Annotated in this window: 16 protein-coding genes; 10 read left to right on the forward strand and 6 right to left on the reverse strand. The window is 57.7% G+C overall.

All coding sequences use genetic code 11. The annotated features are described in order from the left end of the window. Positions 1-4: 4 nt before the first annotated feature. The gene (locus H1B37_RS17495) at positions 5-229 is read right to left on the reverse strand and encodes a thioredoxin family protein (RefSeq protein WP_182867951.1); all 225 of its coding nucleotides are present in this window, start codon (positions 227-229) and stop codon (positions 5-7) included. 116 nt (positions 230-345) lie between these two features. Here H1B37_RS17495 and H1B37_RS17500 point away from each other — a divergent pair, with 116 nt between their 5' ends. Next, positions 346-693, forward strand: coding sequence for a LysR family transcriptional regulator (locus tag H1B37_RS17500; protein ID WP_286177859.1), 348 nt, complete (start codon positions 346-348; stop codon positions 691-693). Between the two features lie 149 nt (positions 694-842). Here the strand turns inward: H1B37_RS17500 and H1B37_RS17505 are convergent, their stop codons facing one another. Continuing rightward, the gene (locus tag H1B37_RS17505) at positions 843-1,664 is read right to left on the reverse strand and encodes a cyanophycinase (protein WP_182867952.1); all 822 of its coding nucleotides are present in this window, start codon (positions 1,662-1,664) and stop codon (positions 843-845) included. Positions 1,665-1,807: 143 nt separating this feature from the next. On the opposite strand from H1B37_RS17505, the gene H1B37_RS17510 reads away from it, so the two are divergent. After that, on the forward strand, positions 1,808-4,294 hold the full coding sequence (locus tag H1B37_RS17510) for a DUF1592 domain-containing protein (protein ID WP_182867953.1): 2,487 nt from the start codon (positions 1,808-1,810) through the stop codon (positions 4,292-4,294). Further along, positions 4,291-5,640 carry a DUF1552 domain-containing protein gene (locus tag H1B37_RS17515; RefSeq protein WP_182867954.1) on the forward strand — a complete coding sequence of 450 codons (1,350 nt, stop codon included), beginning with the start codon at positions 4,291-4,293 and terminating at the stop codon, positions 5,638-5,640. The genes H1B37_RS17510 and H1B37_RS17515 overlap by 4 nt, the downstream gene beginning before the upstream one ends. 73 nt (positions 5,641-5,713) lie before the next feature. On the opposite strand, the gene H1B37_RS17520 is transcribed toward H1B37_RS17515, so the two are convergent. From H1B37_RS17520 to H1B37_RS17535, 4 genes are all read right to left on the reverse strand, one after another. Next, positions 5,714-6,574, reverse strand: coding sequence for a hypothetical protein (locus H1B37_RS17520; RefSeq protein ID WP_182867955.1), 861 nt, complete (start codon positions 6,572-6,574; stop codon positions 5,714-5,716). Positions 6,575-6,657: 83 nt separating this feature from the next. After that, on the reverse strand, positions 6,658-7,089 hold the full coding sequence (locus H1B37_RS17525) for a hypothetical protein (RefSeq protein ID WP_182867956.1): 432 nt from the start codon (positions 7,087-7,089) through the stop codon (positions 6,658-6,660). Between the two features lie 214 nt (positions 7,090-7,303). Next, positions 7,304-9,523 carry a serine/threonine-protein kinase gene (locus tag H1B37_RS17530; protein WP_286177860.1) on the reverse strand — a complete coding sequence of 740 codons (2,220 nt, stop codon included), beginning with the start codon at positions 9,521-9,523 and terminating at the stop codon, positions 7,304-7,306. Positions 9,524-9,531: 8 nt separating this feature from the next. Continuing rightward, on the reverse strand, positions 9,532-10,137 hold the full coding sequence (locus H1B37_RS17535; RefSeq protein ID WP_182867958.1) for an RNA polymerase sigma factor: 606 nt from the start codon (positions 10,135-10,137) through the stop codon (positions 9,532-9,534). Positions 10,138-10,516: 379 nt separating this feature from the next. Here H1B37_RS17535 and fucP point away from each other — a divergent pair, with 379 nt between their 5' ends. From fucP to H1B37_RS17570, 7 genes are all read left to right on the forward strand, one after another. Further along, positions 10,517-11,983, forward strand: a complete 1,467-nt coding sequence (gene fucP / locus H1B37_RS17540) for an L-fucose:H+ symporter permease (protein ID WP_182868030.1) — start codon at positions 10,517-10,519, stop codon at positions 11,981-11,983. 58 nt (positions 11,984-12,041) lie between these two features. After that, positions 12,042-12,800, forward strand: coding sequence for a class II aldolase/adducin family protein (locus tag H1B37_RS17545; protein WP_182867959.1), 759 nt, complete (start codon positions 12,042-12,044; stop codon positions 12,798-12,800). 367 nt (positions 12,801-13,167) lie between these two features. Beyond that, positions 13,168-13,620: a PAS domain-containing protein gene (locus tag H1B37_RS17550; protein ID WP_182867960.1), complete on the forward strand. Its 453-nt coding sequence runs from the start codon at positions 13,168-13,170 to the stop codon at positions 13,618-13,620. A gap of 116 nt (positions 13,621-13,736) precedes the next feature. Then, complete coding sequence (locus H1B37_RS17555) at positions 13,737-15,431, forward strand: alpha-L-fucosidase (protein ID WP_182867961.1); 1,695 nt, start codon at positions 13,737-13,739, stop codon at positions 15,429-15,431. Positions 15,432-15,665: 234 nt separating this feature from the next. Continuing rightward, positions 15,666-17,267, forward strand: a complete 1,602-nt coding sequence (locus H1B37_RS17560; protein WP_353620860.1) for a glycoside hydrolase family 172 protein — start codon at positions 15,666-15,668, stop codon at positions 17,265-17,267. A gap of 244 nt (positions 17,268-17,511) precedes the next feature. Then, positions 17,512-18,990 (forward strand): glycoside hydrolase family 28 protein, encoded by a 1,479-nt coding sequence (locus H1B37_RS17565; protein WP_182867962.1) that lies wholly within the window; start codon positions 17,512-17,514, stop codon positions 18,988-18,990. Positions 18,991-19,506: 516 nt separating this feature from the next. Further along, positions 19,507-21,357, forward strand: a complete 1,851-nt coding sequence (locus H1B37_RS17570; RefSeq protein WP_182867963.1) for a dockerin type I domain-containing protein — start codon at positions 19,507-19,509, stop codon at positions 21,355-21,357. Positions 21,358-21,433 lie beyond the last annotated feature (76 nt).

Below are 21,433 nucleotides of genomic sequence, written 5' to 3' on the forward strand. Positions count from 1 at the left end.
TGCTCTACTTCAACGCCGACAAATCGGCTCCGTGGTTGATGTGGAAGACCTGGCCGTCGATCACCAGTGCCGGGACCGACTTGACTCCCGATTGTTCTGCTTCGGCGACTCGATCACTCTGCTGGCCCAAATGAACCTTTTCGACGGGTTCTTTTAGATGGTCAGCGACTGTGTGTTCGGCACTGACGCAGACAGGACAACCGGCATGGTAAAAAACGGCTTTAGACATGATTTTCTCCAAAGGTGAAACGGGGGCCAGTGGCAAAACGCGACGAAGGAGTCCATTGGACAGAGGCTCTGTTGGACAGGGGCTCCGTTGGACAGGGGCATCGTAGGAGGCGTAGAATGATCCGTCCAATACGAACTTCTGATCGCTTTGATTGGGGGGCGCTATCAATGGAACTCAGGCATTTACGCTATTTTTTGGCCGTGGCCGAGCACTCTCATTTCCGCAACGCCGCCGATGAGCTACTGGTCTCACAACCGACACTTTCGCAGCAGATCAAGGACTTGGAGCGAGAACTCGGAATCGCTCTGTTCGAGCGGGTGGGGAGGCGTGCCCGGTTGACTCAGGCCGGCGAGACGTTTCGGGATTATGCTCGCAACGCATTGCAGGTCCTCGAAGAAGGCCAAGCGGTCCTCAACGAACTGGACGATAGGAGTCGCGAGTACGTCGGTCTTGAAGTGCGTTGAATTGCAGAAACCAACGCCGTCACGCACGATTTGTGTGTTGCGAAGCAAGGGACACGCCCTCGTTCGTGCCCGAGACGTATTCGTTGATCTCCTGAACGAGCAGGTTCGGGTTCCAGGGACAGAACAGAGGTTGCCCCCGTAAGATGCCGTCAGGAACACGCGTGATTTCTACGGGCGCTGTCGTGTTGAGACTTCAGCGGTACGGTTGCTCCATTACCAAACGCATCGAGCTTCAGTTTTTCATCGCCCCATTCGAGACGAAGGACATACGATTTCCCGATCACTTCGGTCGCTCCGCCTTCAACGACAAGTGCAGTTCCCTCATCGATGCCGAGCCCGATCAAATTAGGATGTTGGCGCAGAGCAGCAAGCGACCGAGCAAGACGGTTGCGTTTCAGGAAGTGCTGGTCGATGATCGCTTCGGGAAGAAACCCCAATCCGGTCGAGATCTTCGGTTCGTTTTTTCCGCCAGCGATCATCACTCGGGATTGAATTGCAGCACCGGCGGACGTTCCACCGATGACGCCTCCCCGCAGCAGCAATTGCCGCAATTCAGAGTCAACACGGGAATCCAAGTAGGCATTCGCGATTCGCTGTTGGGATCCTCCATCGAACCAAACCGCGGATGCCGTCAGCAATGGCTGCACGAACTCGTCGGTTGATGCGATGTCGGGATCCGTCGTATGCAGCACCTGAACGTCGCGAAAGCCCCGAGCCGACCAGAGTTCCTGAGTCGCTTTCAGGTCGACCTTCCGCTGCGACGCCGTCGGGATCACGACCAGTTGGGGCTCTGTTGCCGGATGCATGCCCTCTGCAAGTTCACGAAACTTATCAAAGACCGTGTCAGGTAGAGAGCCTCCACCGCAAATCACCAGCTTTCGAGTCGTGGTTTTCTCCTGGGCGAAAGCCAAATCGGAAGCAAAGCAACCGTGAACAAACACAACCAGTAGGAAAGCAAATCGGTTTTTCATGGTTCTCCCGGGGAGTACGAGCGTGCCGCGAGCATCGTCAAATGCGCATCAAGATGCTGCACTTGTTAGGTTTCGTTGCATGGGGGGGATCGATTGCGATAGACTAGGGTTCCCCCCCTCAGAATCCCACCCAGTGACCGATCATGGATTTTGCGCGACGCATCGCAGCTTTCCTCATTGTTGCCGTCTGCCTGTGCGGTGTCAGTCCGGGGACGGAGCCCGCTGAGGACTCCGTTCAATCGGCTGTCTCGAACCAACCGCTGGATGCCGCTGCGCTGTACAAAGAAAAGTGCCAGCGATGCCATGGCGCACACGGTCAAGGAACCAACGATGGCTCTAGCAAACCGCTGCGTACCGATCGAGCGATCGAGGAAATCGCCAAGGTCATCGAAGAGACCATGCCGGAAGAGGATCCGGAGTCCTGCGTGGGTGACGAAGCGACCCAGTTGGCTCGTTATATCCGCGAAGAATTGGCCGAGGCAAAGTCCTCCTACGCTGCCCCAAAACTGACTCGCATGACGGTGGCACAGTATCGCAATTCGATCGCCGATCTGCTTGCCCATTTCACACCGCAGCCGGAATCGGGGAGTCGAAACGCGCGCGATCGTGGCCGTGGGACGGGCGGCGCCGTTCCCGGGCTTCGCGGCGAGTATTACCAGTCCGAAGGCATGAACAAGGCCAAGCGTCTGGGGCACTACCGCAGCGAAACGCGATTGGAGTTTGACTTCGGAAGCGAAGCCCCGGTGCCCAGTTTGACGGCGGACCAATTTGCGATCATCTGGCAAGGCAGTTTGATTGCCGAGCACACGGGCGAATATCGCTTTCGTTTGACCACCGAAAACGGTGCCCGTTTGTACCTGAATTTTGACCCGCGTCCCAACACCGGATCGCTTCGCGATGATCGCTCGTCGGGCGACAACGAAGCCTTCATCGATGATTGGGTCGGCTCGGGAAAGCGACGCGAGAAAACCGCCAGCATGTTTCTGCTCGGCGGTCGCAGTTATCCGATCCGGTTGGAATTCTTCAAGTACCTGGAAGACCGTGCGTCGGTCAAACTGGAATGGAAACCGCCTCACGGAACCTGGTCCGTGTTGGATTACAACCACACGTCGACGGCCGAGTCCCCGCGGACGTTCGCGTGTGGCGTGCCGTTTCCGGCGGACGATCGCAGCCTGGGGTTCGAACGCGGCAGCTCGGTCTCCCCGCAATGGCAAACCGCGGTGATGCAAGGTGCGGTCCGGACGGCAAGCGAAGTGGTGTCGCGTTTGCCGCTGCTGGCGAACTTGCAAACGAACGAAAATCGCAGCGAAGCGATCACCCGATTTGTTCATGAGTTTGCCGAAGTCGCTTATCGCCGCCCGTTGCACGACGACGAAGCCGGTTTTCTTGCCTCGTTGGTCACCGCCGATGAAAACGATGTGGAGTCTGGAGTCCGCAAAGCGGTTGTGCTCGTGCTGATGTCGCCACACTTCTTATACCCCGACTTGATCGAATCGACCGAAGGAGCGATCGAGCCGGAGCAGCGTGAGCGGCTGGCACCATGGGTGGTCGCTTCCAAGCTGTCGTTTGCGTTGTGGGACAGCCTTCCCGATCGCGAGTTGGTCGCGGCGGCGAAATCGGGGCGCCTCGACTCACCCGAGGAAATCGAGTCCTATGCAAGTCGGATGCTCCGTGACCCGCGAACGAAATCAAAGTTACGGCGTTTTTTCAACAGTTGGCTGGAAATCGAAGACCGCGATCTGTCCAAAGACGCGTCGTTGTACCCCGAATTCGACGATGCGGTTGTCGCCGACCTGCGTCGTTCGCTTGAGCTGTTCATTGACAGCGTGGTCTGGAGTCGTGACTCCGATTATCGCCAGTTGCTGCTCGCCCCGCACTTGATGTTGAATGACCGCTTGGAAGCCATCTACGCGCCCAGCCGATCACGAGAGCAGCGTGCCGCAAACGGCGAAGAAATCAAACGGCTGGCCAGGCGTCGTGAGTTCGCCTCTGCGTTTCAGCCGGTGGATTTTGACAAGAAGGAACGCTCCGGAATTCTGACGCATCCGTACTTGCTGAGCGCGTTTGCCTATCACAACGACACGTCGCCGATTCATCGCGGCGTTTTCTTGACACGGAACATCGTCGGGCGAGCGCTGAGTCCGCCGCCCAATGCGATCGCCTTTGATGAAGACGAATTTCCCGACGATTTGACGATGCGTGAGAAAGTCACGTTGTTGACGCGCGACAGTGCCTGCATGGCCTGTCACAGCGTGATCAATCCGCTCGGGTTCACGCTTGAGAATTTTGACGCGGTGGGGCGGTGGCGAGAGTCGGACAATGCGAAACCGATCGACAGCGAAAGTGACTACACGACCACCGATGGGGAAACCCTGCGATTGACCAACGCCCGTGACGTGGCGGAATTTGCGGTCAACAATCCGGCCGCCCACCTGGCGTTCATCACCCACCTGTATGAGCATCTGCTTCAGCAAAGTGCCCACGAAGCCGGCTCCGAACGGTTGAACCAGCTTCGCGATGCCTTCGCCAAAGATGACTTCAATATCCAGAAACTGTGCGCCCGATTGGCCGTCCTGGCCGTCGACGGTGCGGCTTCTTCCAACGCCCTGCTCTCCGAGAATGCTCGATGAATCGATCCTTTGAAACTCGACGTCGCTTTTTGCGTGACCTGGGCATCGGAACCGCGGCGCTGCCCTTTTTGTCTGGGCTCAATAGCCTGCACGCGGGGGATTCCAATGCGGAACCTCCGACGCGTCCCAAACGGTTGGTGATCCTGTTTTCGCCCAACGGGACGCTGCCTGACGAGTTTTGGCCGGACTCGTTGGACCCCAGTGGTGAGTTGTCGCTCAAACCGATGCTCGCGGCGCTCGAGCCCTTCCGCGATCAGACGCTGGTATTAAAAGGCGTGAACAATCAGGTCGGCGGCGACGGCGACAACCACATGCGTGGAATGTCATGCCTATTGACGGCCAGACAACTGAACCCGGGAAACATTCAAGGTGGTGGGCACACGCCGGCGGGATGGGCCAGCGGAATCTCGATCGATCAAGAGGTTCGCAACCATTTTCAATCCAACGATCAAACGCGCACACGGTTCGGGTCGTTGGAATTCGGCGTCGCCGTTCCCGACCGCGCCGATCCCTGGACGCGGATGTGCTATGCGGGAAGCGATCGCCCGGTCGCCCCGATCGATGACCCGGAGCAAATGTTTCAGAAGTTGTACGGTGGAGCTCAAGATCGACAGACGGTCGCGAGTGTCCTGGATCATGTCAGCGAAGACCTGGCCAAGCTGTCGCGGAAACTGAGTGCGGCGGACCGCCAGATGCTCGAGCAACATCTGGACAACGTGCGGCAGCTAGAAACACAGATTGCGGCGGCCGCATCGGAGTCGGAACTCGTTCACCCCGAGCCCGAGATTGATCCGAATATCGAGCTGGTCAACGACAACACGCCCGAAATCAGCCGCATGCAAATCGATCTGTTGGTGAACAGTTTGGCGAACGATCTGGCGCGAGTCGCGACGCTGCAGTTCATGCGTTCGGTCGGGCAAGCTCGGATGCGGTGGCTGGACATCGAAGAAGGACATCATTCGCTGTCACATGAACCCGACGGCGATGAACAAGCCCACGAGAAGCTTCGCCGGATCAATGCCTGGTTTGCCGGCGAGCTTGCCTATTTGGCGAAACGACTTTCCGAGATCCCCGAACCGGGCCGCGACGGCGAGTCCTTGCTCGACAACACTCAAATTGTCTGGTTGAACGAACTCGGAAAAGGCAACTCCCACACGCTGAACGACATTCCGTTCCTGTTGGTCGGTGGAGGAGCCGGATTCAAGACCGGCCGCGCGATCGACTTTGGCGGCGTCCCCCACAATCGATTGTGGATGTCGCTCGCGCAAGGCCTGGGACATCAAGGCCTGACGTCATTCGGCTCGCCCGACTTCTGTGCCGACGGGCCGTTGGACCTGACGAGCTAGTATTCCGTCTCGCCTTCATCTTCGGGTAAACGGTCGTGGACGACGCGAAAGCTGAATGGACTCGTTGTGTCGTTTACGACCCATCGGTCGGATACTCTCCGAGTCGCCGTTCCAGGTAACTGTCGGTGTCGGATTGAGGGTTCTTCCAATACGGTTTGACTTCGTGGATGACTTTGCCGTCAAGCTCGAACGCCAGTGGCCGCGATGTCATGCGCGAGAGCGTGTACGTCCAGCTGTCAGCCTTGCCGTCGGGGTTCGGCGTGTGATGCAGCAGGACCAGTGCCTCCGGATCATTCGTCTCGGCGAATCCGAAACACATGATCAATGAACCATCGGATGGATCCGACCACTGGACCAGCGGGCTGGTCAATCGACGCAGTTGTTGCTTTTGGTCCGGATCCTCGACTTCGTACATTGACACCGAGAACCGACGGATCAGCTGACGCATCGCGAGCGTTTGCCGTCTTGTGTCGCTGGCTTGTGGCAAGCGGACTTTCAACGGGACATTGACTTGCGATTCTTTCTTGGGGGTCCAAGCCCGACGCAGACCGAGTTCGCAATGCAACGGATTCGATGTCAGCGATGCGAATTCGCAGAACACGTTCCCGTCTCCGCGGACGGACAGGGCGCCCAAAACGGCCGGTTCGGAATCGTGTCGCCACAAAAAGACCACGCCGTCGGTGAAAAAGTTGCGAACCGGGTTGGTGTACCGCAACACCGGGCGTTCTTCAAGCGAGAGCGACGTGTCTGGCTGGCCGGCGAGCGACATTGCATAGCCGCGGGCCTGACCGGTCAGGTACTCCAGACGCTGCTGCCGTTCTTGCTCCCGTGCGTCGAGCGGTTCATCGGCGTGCAGTGGGGTGGGTGGAATCGTGCAGGTGAAAAGTACCAGATAGGCAACGAAACCGAAGGCGACGCGAGTCATGCCATTCATACCGGGCCTCGATTCTAGGAGGGGAGCGAATTACCGCCCCAGAATACCACAGCCCGGGGGCGCGAAGCGGCCCCGGGGAAGTGCTATCGATTCCGGCTCGCTGCTTGCTCATGCATGACGGCAATCTTTGCGTCGACGTGCCAAACGCGGGCTTTGAGGATATCGATCTCAGCGTTGGTTCCGAGCTTGTGCCCGGCTGTTCGAACTTCAACCAGCTTGCCGCGGTTTATCGCAATCAGGTTTAGGGACTCAAGGCGATCTGCGGCCGAGTCTGCCAGCTCAAGTTGTGCAACAAGAAGTTCATGCTCTGCAGCAAGCAACTCCTCCAGAACGGGCTTGCCCTTTTTGAAGCCAGCCTGATAGCGGCCCACGATGTCCTGCAGTAGCGACAACTTCTCCGATTGCAGCTCCCTCAACTCCGCATTGGAGGTGACTTCGTCTTCACCTGTTACAAAAAATGCAATGGAGATCCAACACACCATCGAAGCAATCAAAAAGAAAATACTGCGAGTCATTGTCTGGCCCGTGCGATCAGTCGGTTAAGAGTGGGGGCAATGATTTGCGATGAAGACGCATGCGGTAGCGAGGGATCGACCGGGCGAACGTTTTCGCCCTTCCGATTATGCAACGAAGCGCATTGATTAGAGCGTATCCGGGAAGACGGTGCCAATCTCACCGAAATGGTCGTCTTTTGAGAGTGCTGAGTGCGAAACGAGCTTTCCACCGATGTCACGGTTTGGTTGCGGCGAAGACGCGGATGATCTCGTGCTTCACTTCGTATCGGCAACCGACCTTGGCGAGGGCCATTTTTAGAACGCTGCGAAGGCTGACGTTCTGGAGATCGATCGTAACCGACGCGTCGTTGGGGACGCCCGCCTGCATTAGATTTCGTCGGTCCAAAAGGATCGGAACGCGATGTTTCTCCGCAATCTCCGATAGGAACTTCTCCAGCGGGACATCATTCGCTTGGACGGACGTTTTGCTCGAAAGCACTTCCTGCAAGAAGTCTTCGACGTGGCGGTTCACCGGTTGGTTGTGCCCATTTTCGCGATAAAGCGTCTGCCGATTCGCTTCCGTCATTTTCGCGACGACAGAAACCACTTTCCCCGATTTAGGTCGCTTGAGTTTTAGTCTGACAGACTCACCCGGAAAGTGCCCCTGACTCCAGAAGACCTGGACCAAGTCTTCACTCAATCGCTTCTTCCAAATCTTCCCAAAGTGTGCTTGGGCCTTTTGGACCAAATCATCGATCGCGAAATGGTCAATCTGAAGCAGCTGGTATCGCTGGGAGTGATAGGTGACAAGGACCTGATTCTCGTTGAACTCCATGCGAGTGAAGGGGGAGAGTTTGGGAGGCTCAGTACGCTGAGGTTCAGTACGTTGAGATTCACTGCGTTGAAACTCGCTGCGCTGGGGCACTTGAGCCACCGTGTCGGGCGTTGTGTCGCCGGCGGCGGACTTCGTTTCAACGATCTTTGCCACCTGAGTTGCCCCGCGTTTGATGACCACTGAATCGTTCTTGATTTCAAAACCATCGGCCACGCCAGTGATCTCAATGACATAGGCTCCTGACTTCACTTCGATCGAGGCCCCCTCTCGGGTCACCGTCAATTGTTTGACAACTTCGTCTCCCTGCCGGACAACGATGGGCACGTCGGTATCGGCGAAACTTTCGATTTGCAGGGTTCCCTGGTCGGTTTGAAAAATGATGATGGTGGCGGCCCACAGCAGGCCGGCGATCAAACCCGCGGCAAGGATCCAAGGCAGTGTCCCACCGGTCTTGCGACCGCCGGCGGGCACGCTTTCCGGGAGCTGAATCGGCGGTGCGTCCTGCAAGGCCTCGGCTCTGCCCGGGGCAAGCAGATAGGATTGCCAGCCTTTCAATGCCTGGGCGACTTCGGACGAACATCGATAACGTTGGTCCGGATGCTTGCTTAGCAGCCGCATCACGATCGACTCCAACCACTCGGGGACGTCGGCGTGGATGTCCCGCAGCGACCGGGGCGTGTCATTGCCGATCCGATTGAGCACGCCCATCGTCGTTTCCGCACGAAAGGGGCTGCGCCCGGTGAGCATGAAGTACATGACGCTGCCGAGTGAGAATAGATCACTGCGATGGTCGATCGAATCGCCATGTGCCTGTTCGGGCGACATGTATTGTGGGGTGCCGGCGATCACGCCACTGCGTGTCACGCTGGCATCGTCGACCGCTCGGGCCAATCCGAAGTCCGTGATCTGGACACGTTCGACACCGTTTTCCAGCAGGATGTTGGCCGGTTTGATGTCGCGATGCACCAGCCCCTGTTCGTGGGCGGCTGACAGACCGTCGGCAATCTGGGCCGCAATTCGGACGGTTTCGATCAGCGACAGCGGCCCTTCTTGTGCCACCCGTTGTTGCAAACTCGGGCCTTCCACCACCGGCATGACCAGATAGGGAAGCCCGTCATGTTCATCGACCGTTTGAATCGGAACGACGTGCGGGTGAACGACCGCTGCGGCACTCTTGGCTTCGCGAGAAAACCGCTTGCGCGCCGCGGCGGAGGTGGCCAATTCGGGAGCCAGCACCTTCACGGCGCAGAGGCGTCCGAGCGAGGTGTCCAAGGCCAGCATCACGATCCCCATCCCGCCGCGACCGAGCACCCGCTGGATCTCGTAGCGTGCAAAACGTCCGATCGAATCGGGATGCTCGGATGGCGCCAGGTAATTCGTCGCGCCGGAGCGAGCGTTTTGCTCATTGGCGGCTCGTTGCGATGCGGACTCAAGCGTGAAGTCTGCCACCGGCGTACGCAGCAGTTCGCCGGCATCCCGCCAGCTCCAATTCGTTTCGACCATCTGCTCGATCGCGGACTGACACTCCTCGCAGGCCTCGATGTGCGCGGTGATGTCTTCTGTATCGGAATCCAGCCGGTCATGCAGAAAGTCGTTCAGTGTTTCGCGATTGTAGTGCATGGGTGCAATCATCCTTCGGTCTCCCACAATTCTGACAGGCGTTGAACTTCTACTTGCAAACGTGCAAACACGCGGCACTTTGCCATCCGCACGGCGCCCTCGGATTTTCCCAACGATGCCGCGACGCTGGAGATCGATTCGCCCTGGACCGCCGTCTGCCAAAATGCGTCCCACGTGGCGGGTTCGAATTTGGTTCGTATCCGATCCGCGGCGGTGTGAAGTTGCTGACGCCGGAGTTCGTGGGCGAACAAGGTGGCCGTTTCGTTTTGCCGATCCGGTTGTTGCATCAACAACTGTTGGACGTTGCTGTCACCTGACCCGACGGGGCCCTTGGACCGCGTCAAATGGTTGACGACCAAATTACGGGTGATGCGGAACAACCAGCCGCGAAACGAACCGCGCCCACGCGTTTGGAACGTTGACAATGAGCGTCTGACCGCCGTGAAAACGTCTTGTGCCAGATCTTCCGCGTCAGCATGTTGCACTCCCTTGGCCTGGGCGACCCGAATCACGAGCGGCCGATAGATACCGACAAACTCCGCCCAAACCTCGTCCGAAGCCGGTTGGTTCAGCTTGCCGATCAGTGACGCTCGTGTTTCTGGACCCTGCAACATCAATTTTTCTCCTACCAAGCAAACACGGCCCGTCGCCCCGTGTCACAGCAAAATAAATAAAAGTAGCCGAAAACGGAGATCGAAATCGGGCCCGACGGTTTTGCCTCCCGGTCGTCCTGCCGCAGCAGATGCCACACTGCGTGTCGCAATTCATTGCCCCGGTGTCGTGTTCTCCCCTCGATTCCGCGGCCGGCGGTCTTAGAACAGTCCCGCGAAGGCAATTTTGACACAAACGGCCGTGACGCGTTTTGTTCCATCGCTGACGGTAGGCTGCGTGCTGACGGTGTGCTGCGTGCTGACGGTGTGCTGCGTGCTGACGGTGTGCTGCGTGCTGGGAACGGTTGGGACGCCGACGAACACGGTTGGCAAAGGGAAGGCGATGAACGAACACGAGGTCGAATTGGAAAGCCACGGCAATCACAACGAAGCTCAATCAAGTGACACTACCAAACAGGCGCATCGCGTGGTGCCGTCGCACTATGTCTATCCGTTTGTCCTCGTCACCACCCTATTTGCGCTTTGGGGGTTTGCCAACGACATCACCAATCCGCTGGTCCGAGCGTTCAAAGAGATCTTCTTGATCAGCAACGCCCAGAGCAGTCTCGTCCAATGGGCGTTCTACGGCGGTTATGCCACGATGGCGATTCCCGCGGCACTGGTCATCCGCAAAGTTTCCTACAAGTCGGGGATCATCATCGGGTTGCTGCTGTACGCCGTCGGGGCACTGCTGACGATTCCGGCCAGCGTCGCGATGAATTTCAATATCTTTCTGGTCGGGTTTTATGTCTTGACGTTCGGCTTGGCGTTTTTGGAAACGACGGCCAATCCTTACATCTTGTCGATGGGGCCGAAAGAGACGGCAACCCAGCGGTTGAATCTCGCCCAAGCATTCAACCCGATCGGTTCGCTGACCGGAATGGTCGTGGCCAGCATGCTGATTCTGCCGAGTCTGGAGGTGGCCGAATTCCGCGAAGCGGAGAAGGCGGCCCACCCGGAGTATGCAACCATGCTGCCCAGCGAAGTCGATGGCTTGATCACGACCGCCATGGAAGCCAGCGCGAAGGCCGATCCCGAAGCACATCAGGCGATGGTGGCACATGATTTGGACGTCGTGAAGACACCTTACGTCGTCATCGCTGTCATCGTCATCGCGGTGATGTTGATCTTTGTCTTTTCAAAGTTACCCGACACGGGGCACGAAGAAGAAAAAATCGAACTGGTCCCGCTGATGAAACATCTGTTGACCAGCTGGCGGTACGTCGGCGGAGTGATCGCTCAGGCATTTTACGTCGGTGCCCAGATCATGTGCTGGACCTTCATCATTCACTACGGCATGACGCTGGTGGGGCTGAGCGCGGCCCAGGCCCAGAATTACAACATTCTGGCGATGAGCATTTTTCTGGCCAGCCGGTTTATCTGCACATTTATCTTGCAGTACCTCCGCCCCGGACTGTTGCTGGGGATCCTGGCGGTCGGCGGTGGCCTGTTGACATTGGGGGCGATTTTCTTGCAAGGCATGACCGGGCTGTACTGTCTGGTCGGTGTTTCGGCCTGCATGTCGCTGATGTTTCCGACCATTTACGGCATCGCCTTGACCGGATTGTCGCCCAATGACGCCAAGCTCGGTTCGGCCGGTTTGATCTTCGCCATCGTCGGCGGCGCTTTCATGCCACGTTTCCAAGGCGCCATGATCGACGGTGACGGAATGACAATCGCCGGCCAAGCACTGGAGTCGGTGCGTGTCTCGTTCTTTCTCCCTTTTGTTTGCTTTGTGGTGATCGCAGTTTTCGGATTCTCGGTCAATTTCTTGGCCGCAAAAAACACCGCAGAACCTGCATCCACCTGAACCGCCCTTTCATTTGATGACGGCCTGTGAAAGCGCCGAACGAAGTTTTCCCCCTGCAATGAACACTCAAACCAATCTGGACGAACTGCTTTCCCTTTCCCGCTTCCTCGGCGAAGAACATCGTGGACTGGCGATTCTAGGCGAAGGCAACACGTCGGCGCGAATCGATGCGGAAACGTTTCTCGTCAAAGCCAGCGGCAGTTGCCTGCAAACACTCGCCGAAGACGACGTCGTTGCCTGCCGGTTTGACAAACTGTTGCCGATGCTGGAGTTGGACGCGCTGAGTGACCAGGAGATCGAAGACCACCTGCTGGCCTGTCGCGTCGACCCGGAATCCAAAAAGCCATCCGTCGAGACGCTGTTTCATGCCTATCTGCTGTCGCTGCCGGACATCCATTTCATCGGGCACACGCACAGTATCCCGGTGAACCAGATCCTGTGTTCGCCGCGTGCCGAAGAGTTTGCCACCCGTAAACGTTTTCCCGATGAAGTCGTTTGCTGCGGTGCCCAGTCCGTGTTCGTGCCCTACACCGATCCCGGCCTGAAACTGTCACAATCCATTCGCGATAAGACGAAGGCCTACCTGGCCGAATTCGGAACGCCCCCGCGAGTGATCTTGCTGGCCAATCACGGTTTGATCACGCTGGGCAAGACCCCCGGGGCGGTCAAAGCCGCAATGCTGATGGCGCACAAGTCGGCGGAGATCTTCGTCGGTGCGGCGGCATTGGGTGGCCCAGTATTCATGAGCGACGCGGACGTCGATCGCATCGCCAACCGGCGCGATGAACACTACCGACAACGGGCGCTGAAACTATAACCAACAACTCCACCGAGTGCGCATGAATGGGAATCCGACAGAGCACTGGCCATTTCTGAGAATTCGGTTTTTGTCGATAGCGGAACCCGTCAAGAGTTTCGGCTGACGCTGTAAATCGACAAGCTGTTGGCGACGTTTGCGACCGTCAGGATCACCATATGGTTTGGAACACGCATGAGCCGACGTCATCAACCCAAGCGGCGTGGGCGGCGAAACATTGTCCCCTGAGACTCTGATGGATTACGATGGAATCGCATCGATGATGCGTCCGTCAACTGGTCTCCTCCAGGTCGAGTGTTCGCGTGGCAGCACGGTTATTCCCAAAGGTAATCTCATGTCCGGCCGTTCACCATCGCACACGAACCGATTGCCCGATTGGCTCGTGCATGTTGTGGTGGACGACTTGCCGCTGAACATCATCTTGAAAGACGTTGATGGACGATTTTTGTATGTCAATCACGAGACGTGCGAATTGATCGGACAGTCGGCCGAACAGATCCTTGGGAAAACGGACTTTGATTTGTTTCCCCGTGACCTTGCCCAAAATTATCGTGACGATGACCATCAGGTGATGCGGCAAGGTCAGCCGATGACGCAGGTCGAGCCGAACTTGGCCGGCAAAGTCGACCGTAGTGTTCTTGTTCGAAAGTCGCCGGTGCTCGATCCCGACGGAAAATTGTTTGGCGTCATCGCGGCGTTTTCGGATGTGACGGCGCATGAGGTCGCACAGGCGGACTTCGAGCAAGAGAAATTCCTGTTCCACACATTGCTCGACCACCTACCCGATTTCATCTATTTCAAAGACCGCGACAGCCGATAATGGATCGAACCTGCCTCTTCCGCCTCCTCGTCTCCGCCGCCTGCATCTGCCATTGCATGACCGCGGTCGCCCAATCTTCCGGCGAACAAGCTTCCGGCGAAAAGGGCGAACCATCAATGGACCGTCTCTGGGGTGATCGCGTCGTCAAACTTCGCGCCGAAAACGCCGAGCGGGGACAACTGTTTGACGAAGGCAACTATGCCATGTTCATCCACTGGGGGCTTTATTCGCAACTGGCGAACAAGGTTGACGGAAAGACGTACTACGGGATCGGTGAGTGGATCATGAATCCGCGGATGGCGGGGATTCCCGTTGCCGAATACAAGCAGCTGGCCGGCACGTTTAACCCCGTCAACTTTGATGCGACGGCGATCGCCAAGCTGGCCAAAGATGCCGGCATGAAGTACATCGTCATCACCGCCAAACATCATGATGGGTTCGCGATGTACGATTCCAAGGCGAGCGGCTTTAACATCGTCGACGCGACGCCGTGGAAGAAGGACCCGATGAAGGACTTGGCCGCCGCCTGCCGAGAGCAGGGGCTCGGTTTCGGTTTCTATTATTCGCACAATCAAGACTGGACCTTTCCCGGTGGCGGCGGCGGGCCGACCGTCGATGAAAACGGTAATGAGGCGACGTTTGATGACTACTTTGCGAAAAAATGCTTACCGCAAGTCAAGGAGATCACGACTGAGTATGGCCCCATTGAAATCGTTTGGTTCGACACGCCGGGAAAGATGCCCAAACACTACGTCGAGCAACTTGTCGAGATCGTTCACGCCAATCAGCCGCGTGCCCTGGTGTCCGGTCGCGCAGGACACGGCCTGGGCGACTACCAGACGCTCGGCGATATGGAGGTGCCGCATCGCAACATCGAAGGGATGTGGGAGAGTGTTGATACGACGAACGACTCCTGGGCTTACGCCTGGTACGACGAGTACTGGAAATCGCCGCGTGAGATCTTGAAGCGATTGCTGGCCTGTGTCGGCCGCGGTGAAACGTACATGTTGAACATCGGCCCGCGCGGAGACGGCGCCGTCCCGGAACGGGCCGCAAACACCTTGCGAGAATCCGGCGATTGGATTCGCCGCTATCCCCAGGTCGTTTACGGCACGCAGCCATCGCCATGGCAACATGCACTCCCCTGGGGCGATGTCACTCGGAAAAACAACACGCTGTTCCTGTGCGTGTTCGATTGGCCTGAATCCGGAAAACTCTACCTGCCAAACCTGAAATCGGAAATCAAGGGTGCGGAACTGCTATTCGGCGATCGATCGACCTCAATTCAGTGGGACAAACAAGGCGACTGGGGCGTGATTCAATTGCCACCACGCGCCCCCGAGAAACTCGTTTCGGTCATCGAGCTGGAATTTTCATCCGAGCCGCTGGTCGATCCCACCTGGGCTCTCGATCCGCAGGTCAAAACCGAACTGCTGGCCGAGTTTGCGAGCGTTCAGGATGCGACCCAATCCGGCAAACGCTGGATGGAAAAGTTCGGCGAGTGGAAGCGGATCACACAGGTGCACCAGTGGAAACCCGGTGGAAAAGCCACATGGGAAGTCGATGTCCTGCAGCCGGGCGACTACAACGTCGAACTGACTTATGCGGGTGAAGGACGTCTGGTCTGGCAGGTCGCGATCGAAGGTGGAGAGCAGATTCAGAATCAGCAAAACTCCTCGCACAACTATCAGTCCTTTCCGATCGGATGGATTAACTTTCCCAAGCCCGGTCGCTATCAGATTTCCGTTGGCCTGGTGGAAGGGGACCCGGAATCAGCAAGTTTAAAGGCGATCGAGTTCACGAAGATGTAGCCGGGCGAACGGCCAGATCGCACCACGTCTGTTCATTGCTGGACCGGTACGCTCGAGATGCAATGCCGCAGAACCTTAAACCGGCGTCGCATTTCTTGCTTGAGAGCGGCCAAGGAATCAGCCAGCATAAACGCACCTCCTTTCCCTGGTGAACCGATGAAACTACCTGCAACGACCGCGGTGTGCGCTCTGATTGCGTCCACTTTCGTTTCGCAATCCTGTGCGAATGAAGCAGTGACCATCGAATCACTGCTGCGCGAAATGAGCGACCGCGATGCGGTGGCGCGATTCCCGGAAGTTGATTTCAGGCTGAAGCAGGCCAGCAGCTACAACCGGGCGTCAAAAACTCCCGACGATCCCAAGGGATGGTTCAACAACATCGACCGGAACACCTCGGACAAGCACCATAATTTCGTCCGCATCGAGCAGAACGACGGACGCAAGGAGTGGGTCGTGATGGAAGACAAGGGGCCCGGTGCGATCACCCGGTTTTGGGTCCCGTGGCGAAACCAGCTTCAACCGGGAACCAACATCACCATCCGTTTCTACTTCGATGGTTCGTCCCAGCCGGCGATCGAAGGCAATATGTTCGATCTGTTCCAGGGCAAGGGCCTGATTCCGTTTCCGCTCGCCCATGAATCGCTGCGGTCTGCGGTTTCCTTTTTTCCGATTCCGTACGCCAAAGGCTGCAAGGTGACGATGTCGGACCACCCCTTCTTTTTCCAATTCACGTATCGCAAGTACGCCGAGGGAACCAAGGTCAAGACATTCACGATGCAGGACTTCCAGGCAGCCGATCCACTGATCGACCAGACCTGCAAATCGCTTCTCAATCCCGATGCTGAAACGCAAGACAAGGCGAGCAAGTCCGACGGTAAAGATTCGCTATCGAAGTCCGCCGAGCTACGTTCGGGCGAGGAAGTCGCTTTACCATTGCCCCAGGGCGTTGCGGCGATCCGGAATCTAATGGTCAAGCTGGCCGACTATTCCGATCCCGAAGTCACACGCACCGTCGTGCTCAAAATCACCGCGGACGGGAAAGACACGGTTTGGTGCCCGATCGGCGACTTCTTTGGCTCGGGAATCGGCCTGAATCCGTTTCAGGGGTGGTACCGCACGGTGACCGCGGACGGAGGGATGACCAGTCGCTGGGTGATGCCCTACCGGGAAAACGCCACCGTTTCCATCATCAATCTCGGCGACAGCCCCGTCGACGTCGATCTTTCGGTGGCCGTCGATGATTGGCAATGGGATGACCGCAGCCTGTACTTTCACGCCGGTTGGCGAGGCCAGTATCCCGTTCCCACACGACCGTACTCGGATTGGAACTACATCACGGCAAAGGGCCGTGGCGTCTATGTGGGCGACACGCTGACGATCATGAATCCGGTGGAACGCTGGTGGGGAGAGGGAGACGAAAAGATCTTCGTCGACGGCGAGGCGTTTCCTTCCATCTTCGGCACCGGAACCGAAGACTACTACGCGTATTCCTGGGGTGGACGCAGCACCGATTTTTACGAGCACCCATTCCACGCCCAAACCTTCAGTCATAAGTACAACAAGCTGAATCGAAAGCCGAAAATCGACGAAAAGAACACGCTAGGGTTCAGCACGGAGACGCGCACGAGGGCGCTCGACACCATGCCATTTGCCGAGTCGTTGAAACTGGACATGGAAGTCTGGTCCTGGACCGATTGTGAGATGGGCTACGCCGTCGGCTGCTACTGGTACGGCGATGCCGACACGACGTCAAATTTGACAGCGGACCCCGAGGGCGCACGGCGAGTGCCTCCGTTGCCGGACGCAATGAAGAACGCGGGACCAGACTCTCGTTGAAACTGCGAAGGTTTCTCGGAGGGTTTTGTTCCGATTCAGAATGTGGGATCGTTCCGTCGCGGAAATCGCCAAGACTTTCGGCCGCTCACCGACGCGCCAAACACTTGGCGAATCGTGCAGTGGTGGCGTATTCCATGCTCCGGCCAACGTGGCGACAAATCGTTCGAAATCCGTTTGTCATCGGCCCGTTACTGCTGGTGGCTATTCGGAAAAACCACTGGACTCTTATTGCGGTGATACAAACATGGAACGACGAGTATACGGTTTGCTACTGGTGTGCGTTTCCTACACGATTGCAGCAACGCCCCTGTTTGCTAGTGACAACGCAACTTTGATTGCCGCGGCGAAAAAAACGCACGAGGCAAAAGTGCTTGATATCAGGATCTATGGCGCCGTGGGGGACGGTGTTGCCCTGGATACCGAAGCGGTGCAACAGGCCATCGATGCCTGTCATGCCGATGGGGGCGGTGTGGTTCGGGTGCCTGCGGGGGACTATTGCATCGGAACGATCATTCTAAAGAGCAACATCACCCTATCGCTCGATCACGGGGCCAGTTTGCTGGGCAGCCAAAATCTGGATGATTACCCGACTGATGGCCTGGACGATCCTCGCGAGGGAGGCCCGCACTGCCTGATCTATGCCAAAGACGCCAGCAACATCACCATCGAAGGCCTCGGCGTGATCGACGGCCGGGGAACACATCTGGCCTTTCCGAGATCGAGTCCCGGTTCGCGGGACTCTCGACAACGTTTGCCACGCCCGCGTTTGCTGCGGATGGATCACTGTGACCAACTGACCTTTTCCGGCGTCACGTTCAAACGCCCGGCCTTTTGGGGGCTGCATTTGGTCGACTGCAAGAACATTCATTTTGATGCGATCACCGTGCGGATGCGCAACAACAACTACAACAATGACGGCCTGGACTTGGATGGATGTGAAAACGTCCTGATCAAGAATTGCGACATTGAATCCGGCGACGATGCCATCTGTTTGAAGAGTTCAAAGAACCCATGCCGCAACATCGTCGTCCGCGACTGCCGGGTGGCGAGCAACACCGCGGCATTGAAGTTCGGCACTTCGTCCCACGGGGGATTCATCGACGTCCGAGTTTCGAACTGCTATTTCTATGACTGTCCGATGGGGGCCATCAAGTTGCAATTGGTCGACGGCGGGCGTCTGGAGAATGTCGACATTTCAAGGATTGTGATGGAAAACGTGGGCAACCCGATCTTCATTCGCTTGGGCGATCGCGGCAATTCCTACGGCACCCGCGACGGGAAACCACCGGTCGGGACGTTGAAAAACGTCCGCATCAGCGACGTGGTGGCCCAAGTAGCCATCGAGGATCGGGGCAAGGCGGCGGAGGCGCCGTACAAAGGGCTGAAGGTCGACACAACGCCGGGGGTGACCGACAAAGAGAAGTCCAAGGCGGGGCCGATCATGATCACCGGTATTCCAGGGCACCCTATCGAGAATGTTGTCTTGGAGAATGTGACGATCTCGTTTCCGGGGCATGGAATCGCCGCGGACGCGAAACGGGAAGTGCCGGAGGATCTCGACCGCTATCCCGAACAGTTCTTCTTTGGCGTCTTGCCTGCTTGGGGCGCGTACATCCGCCATGCCAGAAACATCGAGTTTAAAAACGTCAATCTAACGCTTCGCGGTACAGATGAGCGCCAGAAGATCGTGTTGGAGGATGTGGAGGGTTTTAAGCAGCATTAGCAGTCTAACCGCAGCTTAGTTTTCGATTGGGCTGGACAGTCGCCGTCCTCTCCGAGGTCGGCGCGGGGTAAAGCTTCCTGATTTCGCGCACGCCGAGTTCGGAGAACACGGCGACACTCGCAGCGCATCATCACGTGCGCAAATTGAGTTGCGGTAGACAACCGGTCCTGCGTTCTACATTCGATGGTCGGGTTCATGGATGGTTTGCGAGACGGTCTGAGTCGGCGGACATGCACCGTCACTTCGAATCCGCGATGCAGTACAGGGATTGGTTGCTGCGGAGGTAAAGCTTTTTGTCGGACACCGCTGGCATCCGTGGGCATTCCTGCCAGGAGGATCGCTTGTCAAGAACCGCACGGACTCCACACGGGAGGGCCATGCGGTGGTGTTGATGCCGAAGCACCGTGACGCCGAATTACCGTGGAACTGTGACATTTTGACGCCGCAATTTGCCTTTCATAGAGCCCCACGCCTCTCGGCTCCTTCGCTTCCCCATCTTTTCAACAAGGTGTCTCCATGGCTCAAAAACGATCCAAGACGCGGCGTCGGCTGCGAACCGAATCACTTGAATCGCGTCAACTACTGGCGGCCAATCTCTTTCACAACGAACTGATGCCCGAGGACGTCAACCAAGACGGGCAGGTTTCGGCTCGTGATGCGTTGACCGTGATCAACGAAATGAGCCGTCAGACGCAGGGTCCTGGGACTGCCGACGGCCGATCGAACCAGCAATCAGACCAACGCGGTCCCGGACGCATGACGGATGTCAACAACGACGGTCGCGACTCGGCGCTCGACGCATTGATGGTCATCAATCGCCTCGGCCGCGACAACGCGAATCTCGGCAATCGCAATCCCGATTCGGACACTCCGACAGGCTTACCAACGGACGAGACCGATCAACCGAACGACGACGAAGACGTCGACACCGTTTCCGACGAAAGCTCCGACGTGGTGCTCGCGTGGAACGATCTGTTCGGTGAGATTTTGGCGGACGCCGAGGCGACGTTGCAAAACCCCGGCTACGCGTCCCGCTCCATGGCGATGCTGAATCTTGCCATCTACGATGCGGTCGGCATCGCGACCGACGGAGCCGACGCCGAAACGTTCTACGACTATGCGATTGACTCCGGCGGCAATGCCAACCTGTCGGCCGAAGTCGCCGCAGCACAAGCGGCCTACACCGTGCTAAGCGGTTTGTATCCCGCCCAGCAAGAAACGCTGGATGCGTTCTTGGAATCCAGCCTCGCGGGATCCGAGTCCGACCGAAGCACCGACGCAAGTCGGACGCTTGGCAGCGAGATCGGGAGCACGATTCTGGCCATTCGCGCCAATGACGGTTCCGACGTGATCGGCCAGTATCAGTACACCGATGAAGCAGGTTACTTCCAACCCGATCCGCTCAGTCCCGATGTCCCCGCTTGGGGGCCGGCGTGGGGCGAGGTCGACACCTTTGCGATCGATTCGACCGAAGCGTTTCTGCCCGCTTCGCCAACCGACCTGACCAGCGAGGTGTACGCGGACGCCTACAATGAAGTCCTGGAGTTGGGTTCGGTCGATAGCGAGGTTCGCACGGACGATCAAACCGAGGCGGGTCTGTTCTGGGCCTATGACCGCGTCGGGCTGGGCACGCCGCTGGCACTTTTTAATGACGTCTTGATCCAGATCGCCGAACAACAGGGCAATTCGATGGAAGAGAATGCGGCGCTGTTCGCCCAGGCGTCGGTCGCGATGGCCGATGCGGGGATCGTCGCCTGGGACACGAAGTTCGGCGAAGAATTTTGGCGGCCGGTCACGGCGATCCGAGCCGGTGATACCGACGGAAACGAGCTCACCGAAGGCGATGGCGACTGGACCGCATTGGGCGCTCCCAACGGCAAAGACCTGACCGGATTCACGCCACAGTTTCCAACCTACATCTCCGGCCACGCGACCTTCGGAGCCGCGCTGTTCGCAACGCTGCAAGAATTCTATGGCACCGACGACATCGCCTTTGAATTGACGTCGGATGAATTGGAATACTTGCTTGAGAACCCCGAATTGCAGGCGGCGTACGGCATTGACCTTGACGACGCGACGCGTTCGTTCAGTTCCTTCAGCGAAGCGATGGCTGAGAACGGTCGCAGTCGAGTCTACCTGGGCATCCACTTCAACTTCGACGACACCGTGGGGCAAGAGGTGGGCAGTGCGATCGCCGCCAGTGTGACGGATGAGTTCTCTGTCGCAGTGAGCGATGACGCGACGGGAACCAAGGACGACTCACAAAAAAGCGGAAACGGCGGACGACAACAGGACGGCAATCGCGACAGGAGCAACCACATCGCATCGATCGATGCCGCACTGACCGACGATGGCCTGTTGTTCTAAGGATGTCGTCCGCCGCCCGTCCTGCGTAGCTGCCTTCGCCAGAAGGTGGATCCCAAGTGAGTTCCACGCCCTGGCG

Origin of the sequence: Stieleria mannarensis, from assembly GCF_014154935.1 — a bacterium.
Lineage (GTDB): Bacteria > Planctomycetota > Planctomycetia > Pirellulales > Pirellulaceae > Stieleria > Stieleria mannarensis.

What these genes read in the sequence shown, in the direction of transcription:
- H1B37_RS17495 (WP_182867951.1), bottom strand. Translation starts at nt 229, where the DNA reads ATGTCTAAAGCCGTTTTTTACCATGCCGGTTGTCCTGTCTGCGTCAGT.
- H1B37_RS17500 (WP_286177859.1), top strand. Translation starts at nt 346, where the DNA reads ATGATCCGTCCAATACGAACTTCTGATCGCTTTGATTGGGGGGCGCTA.
- H1B37_RS17505 (WP_182867952.1), bottom strand. Translation starts at nt 1,664, where the DNA reads ATGAAAAACCGATTTGCTTTCCTACTGGTTGTGTTTGTTCACGGTTGC.
- H1B37_RS17510 (WP_182867953.1), top strand. Translation starts at nt 1,808, where the DNA reads ATGGATTTTGCGCGACGCATCGCAGCTTTCCTCATTGTTGCCGTCTGC.
- H1B37_RS17515 (WP_182867954.1), top strand. Translation starts at nt 4,291, where the DNA reads ATGAATCGATCCTTTGAAACTCGACGTCGCTTTTTGCGTGACCTGGGC.
- H1B37_RS17520 (WP_182867955.1), bottom strand. Translation starts at nt 6,574, where the DNA reads ATGAATGGCATGACTCGCGTCGCCTTCGGTTTCGTTGCCTATCTGGTA.
- H1B37_RS17525 (WP_182867956.1), bottom strand. Translation starts at nt 7,089, where the DNA reads ATGACTCGCAGTATTTTCTTTTTGATTGCTTCGATGGTGTGTTGGATC.
- H1B37_RS17530 (WP_286177860.1), bottom strand. Translation starts at nt 9,523, where the DNA reads ATGCACTACAATCGCGAAACACTGAACGACTTTCTGCATGACCGGCTG.
- H1B37_RS17535 (WP_182867958.1), bottom strand. Translation starts at nt 10,137, where the DNA reads ATGTTGCAGGGTCCAGAAACACGAGCGTCACTGATCGGCAAGCTGAAC.
- fucP (WP_182868030.1), top strand. Translation starts at nt 10,517, where the DNA reads ATGAACGAACACGAGGTCGAATTGGAAAGCCACGGCAATCACAACGAA.
- H1B37_RS17545 (WP_182867959.1), top strand. Translation starts at nt 12,042, where the DNA reads ATGAACACTCAAACCAATCTGGACGAACTGCTTTCCCTTTCCCGCTTC.
- H1B37_RS17555 (WP_182867961.1), top strand. Translation starts at nt 13,737, where the DNA reads ATGGACCGTCTCTGGGGTGATCGCGTCGTCAAACTTCGCGCCGAAAAC.
- H1B37_RS17565 (WP_182867962.1), top strand. Translation starts at nt 17,512, where the DNA reads ATGGAACGACGAGTATACGGTTTGCTACTGGTGTGCGTTTCCTACACG.
- H1B37_RS17570 (WP_182867963.1), top strand. Translation starts at nt 19,507, where the DNA reads ATGGCTCAAAAACGATCCAAGACGCGGCGTCGGCTGCGAACCGAATCA.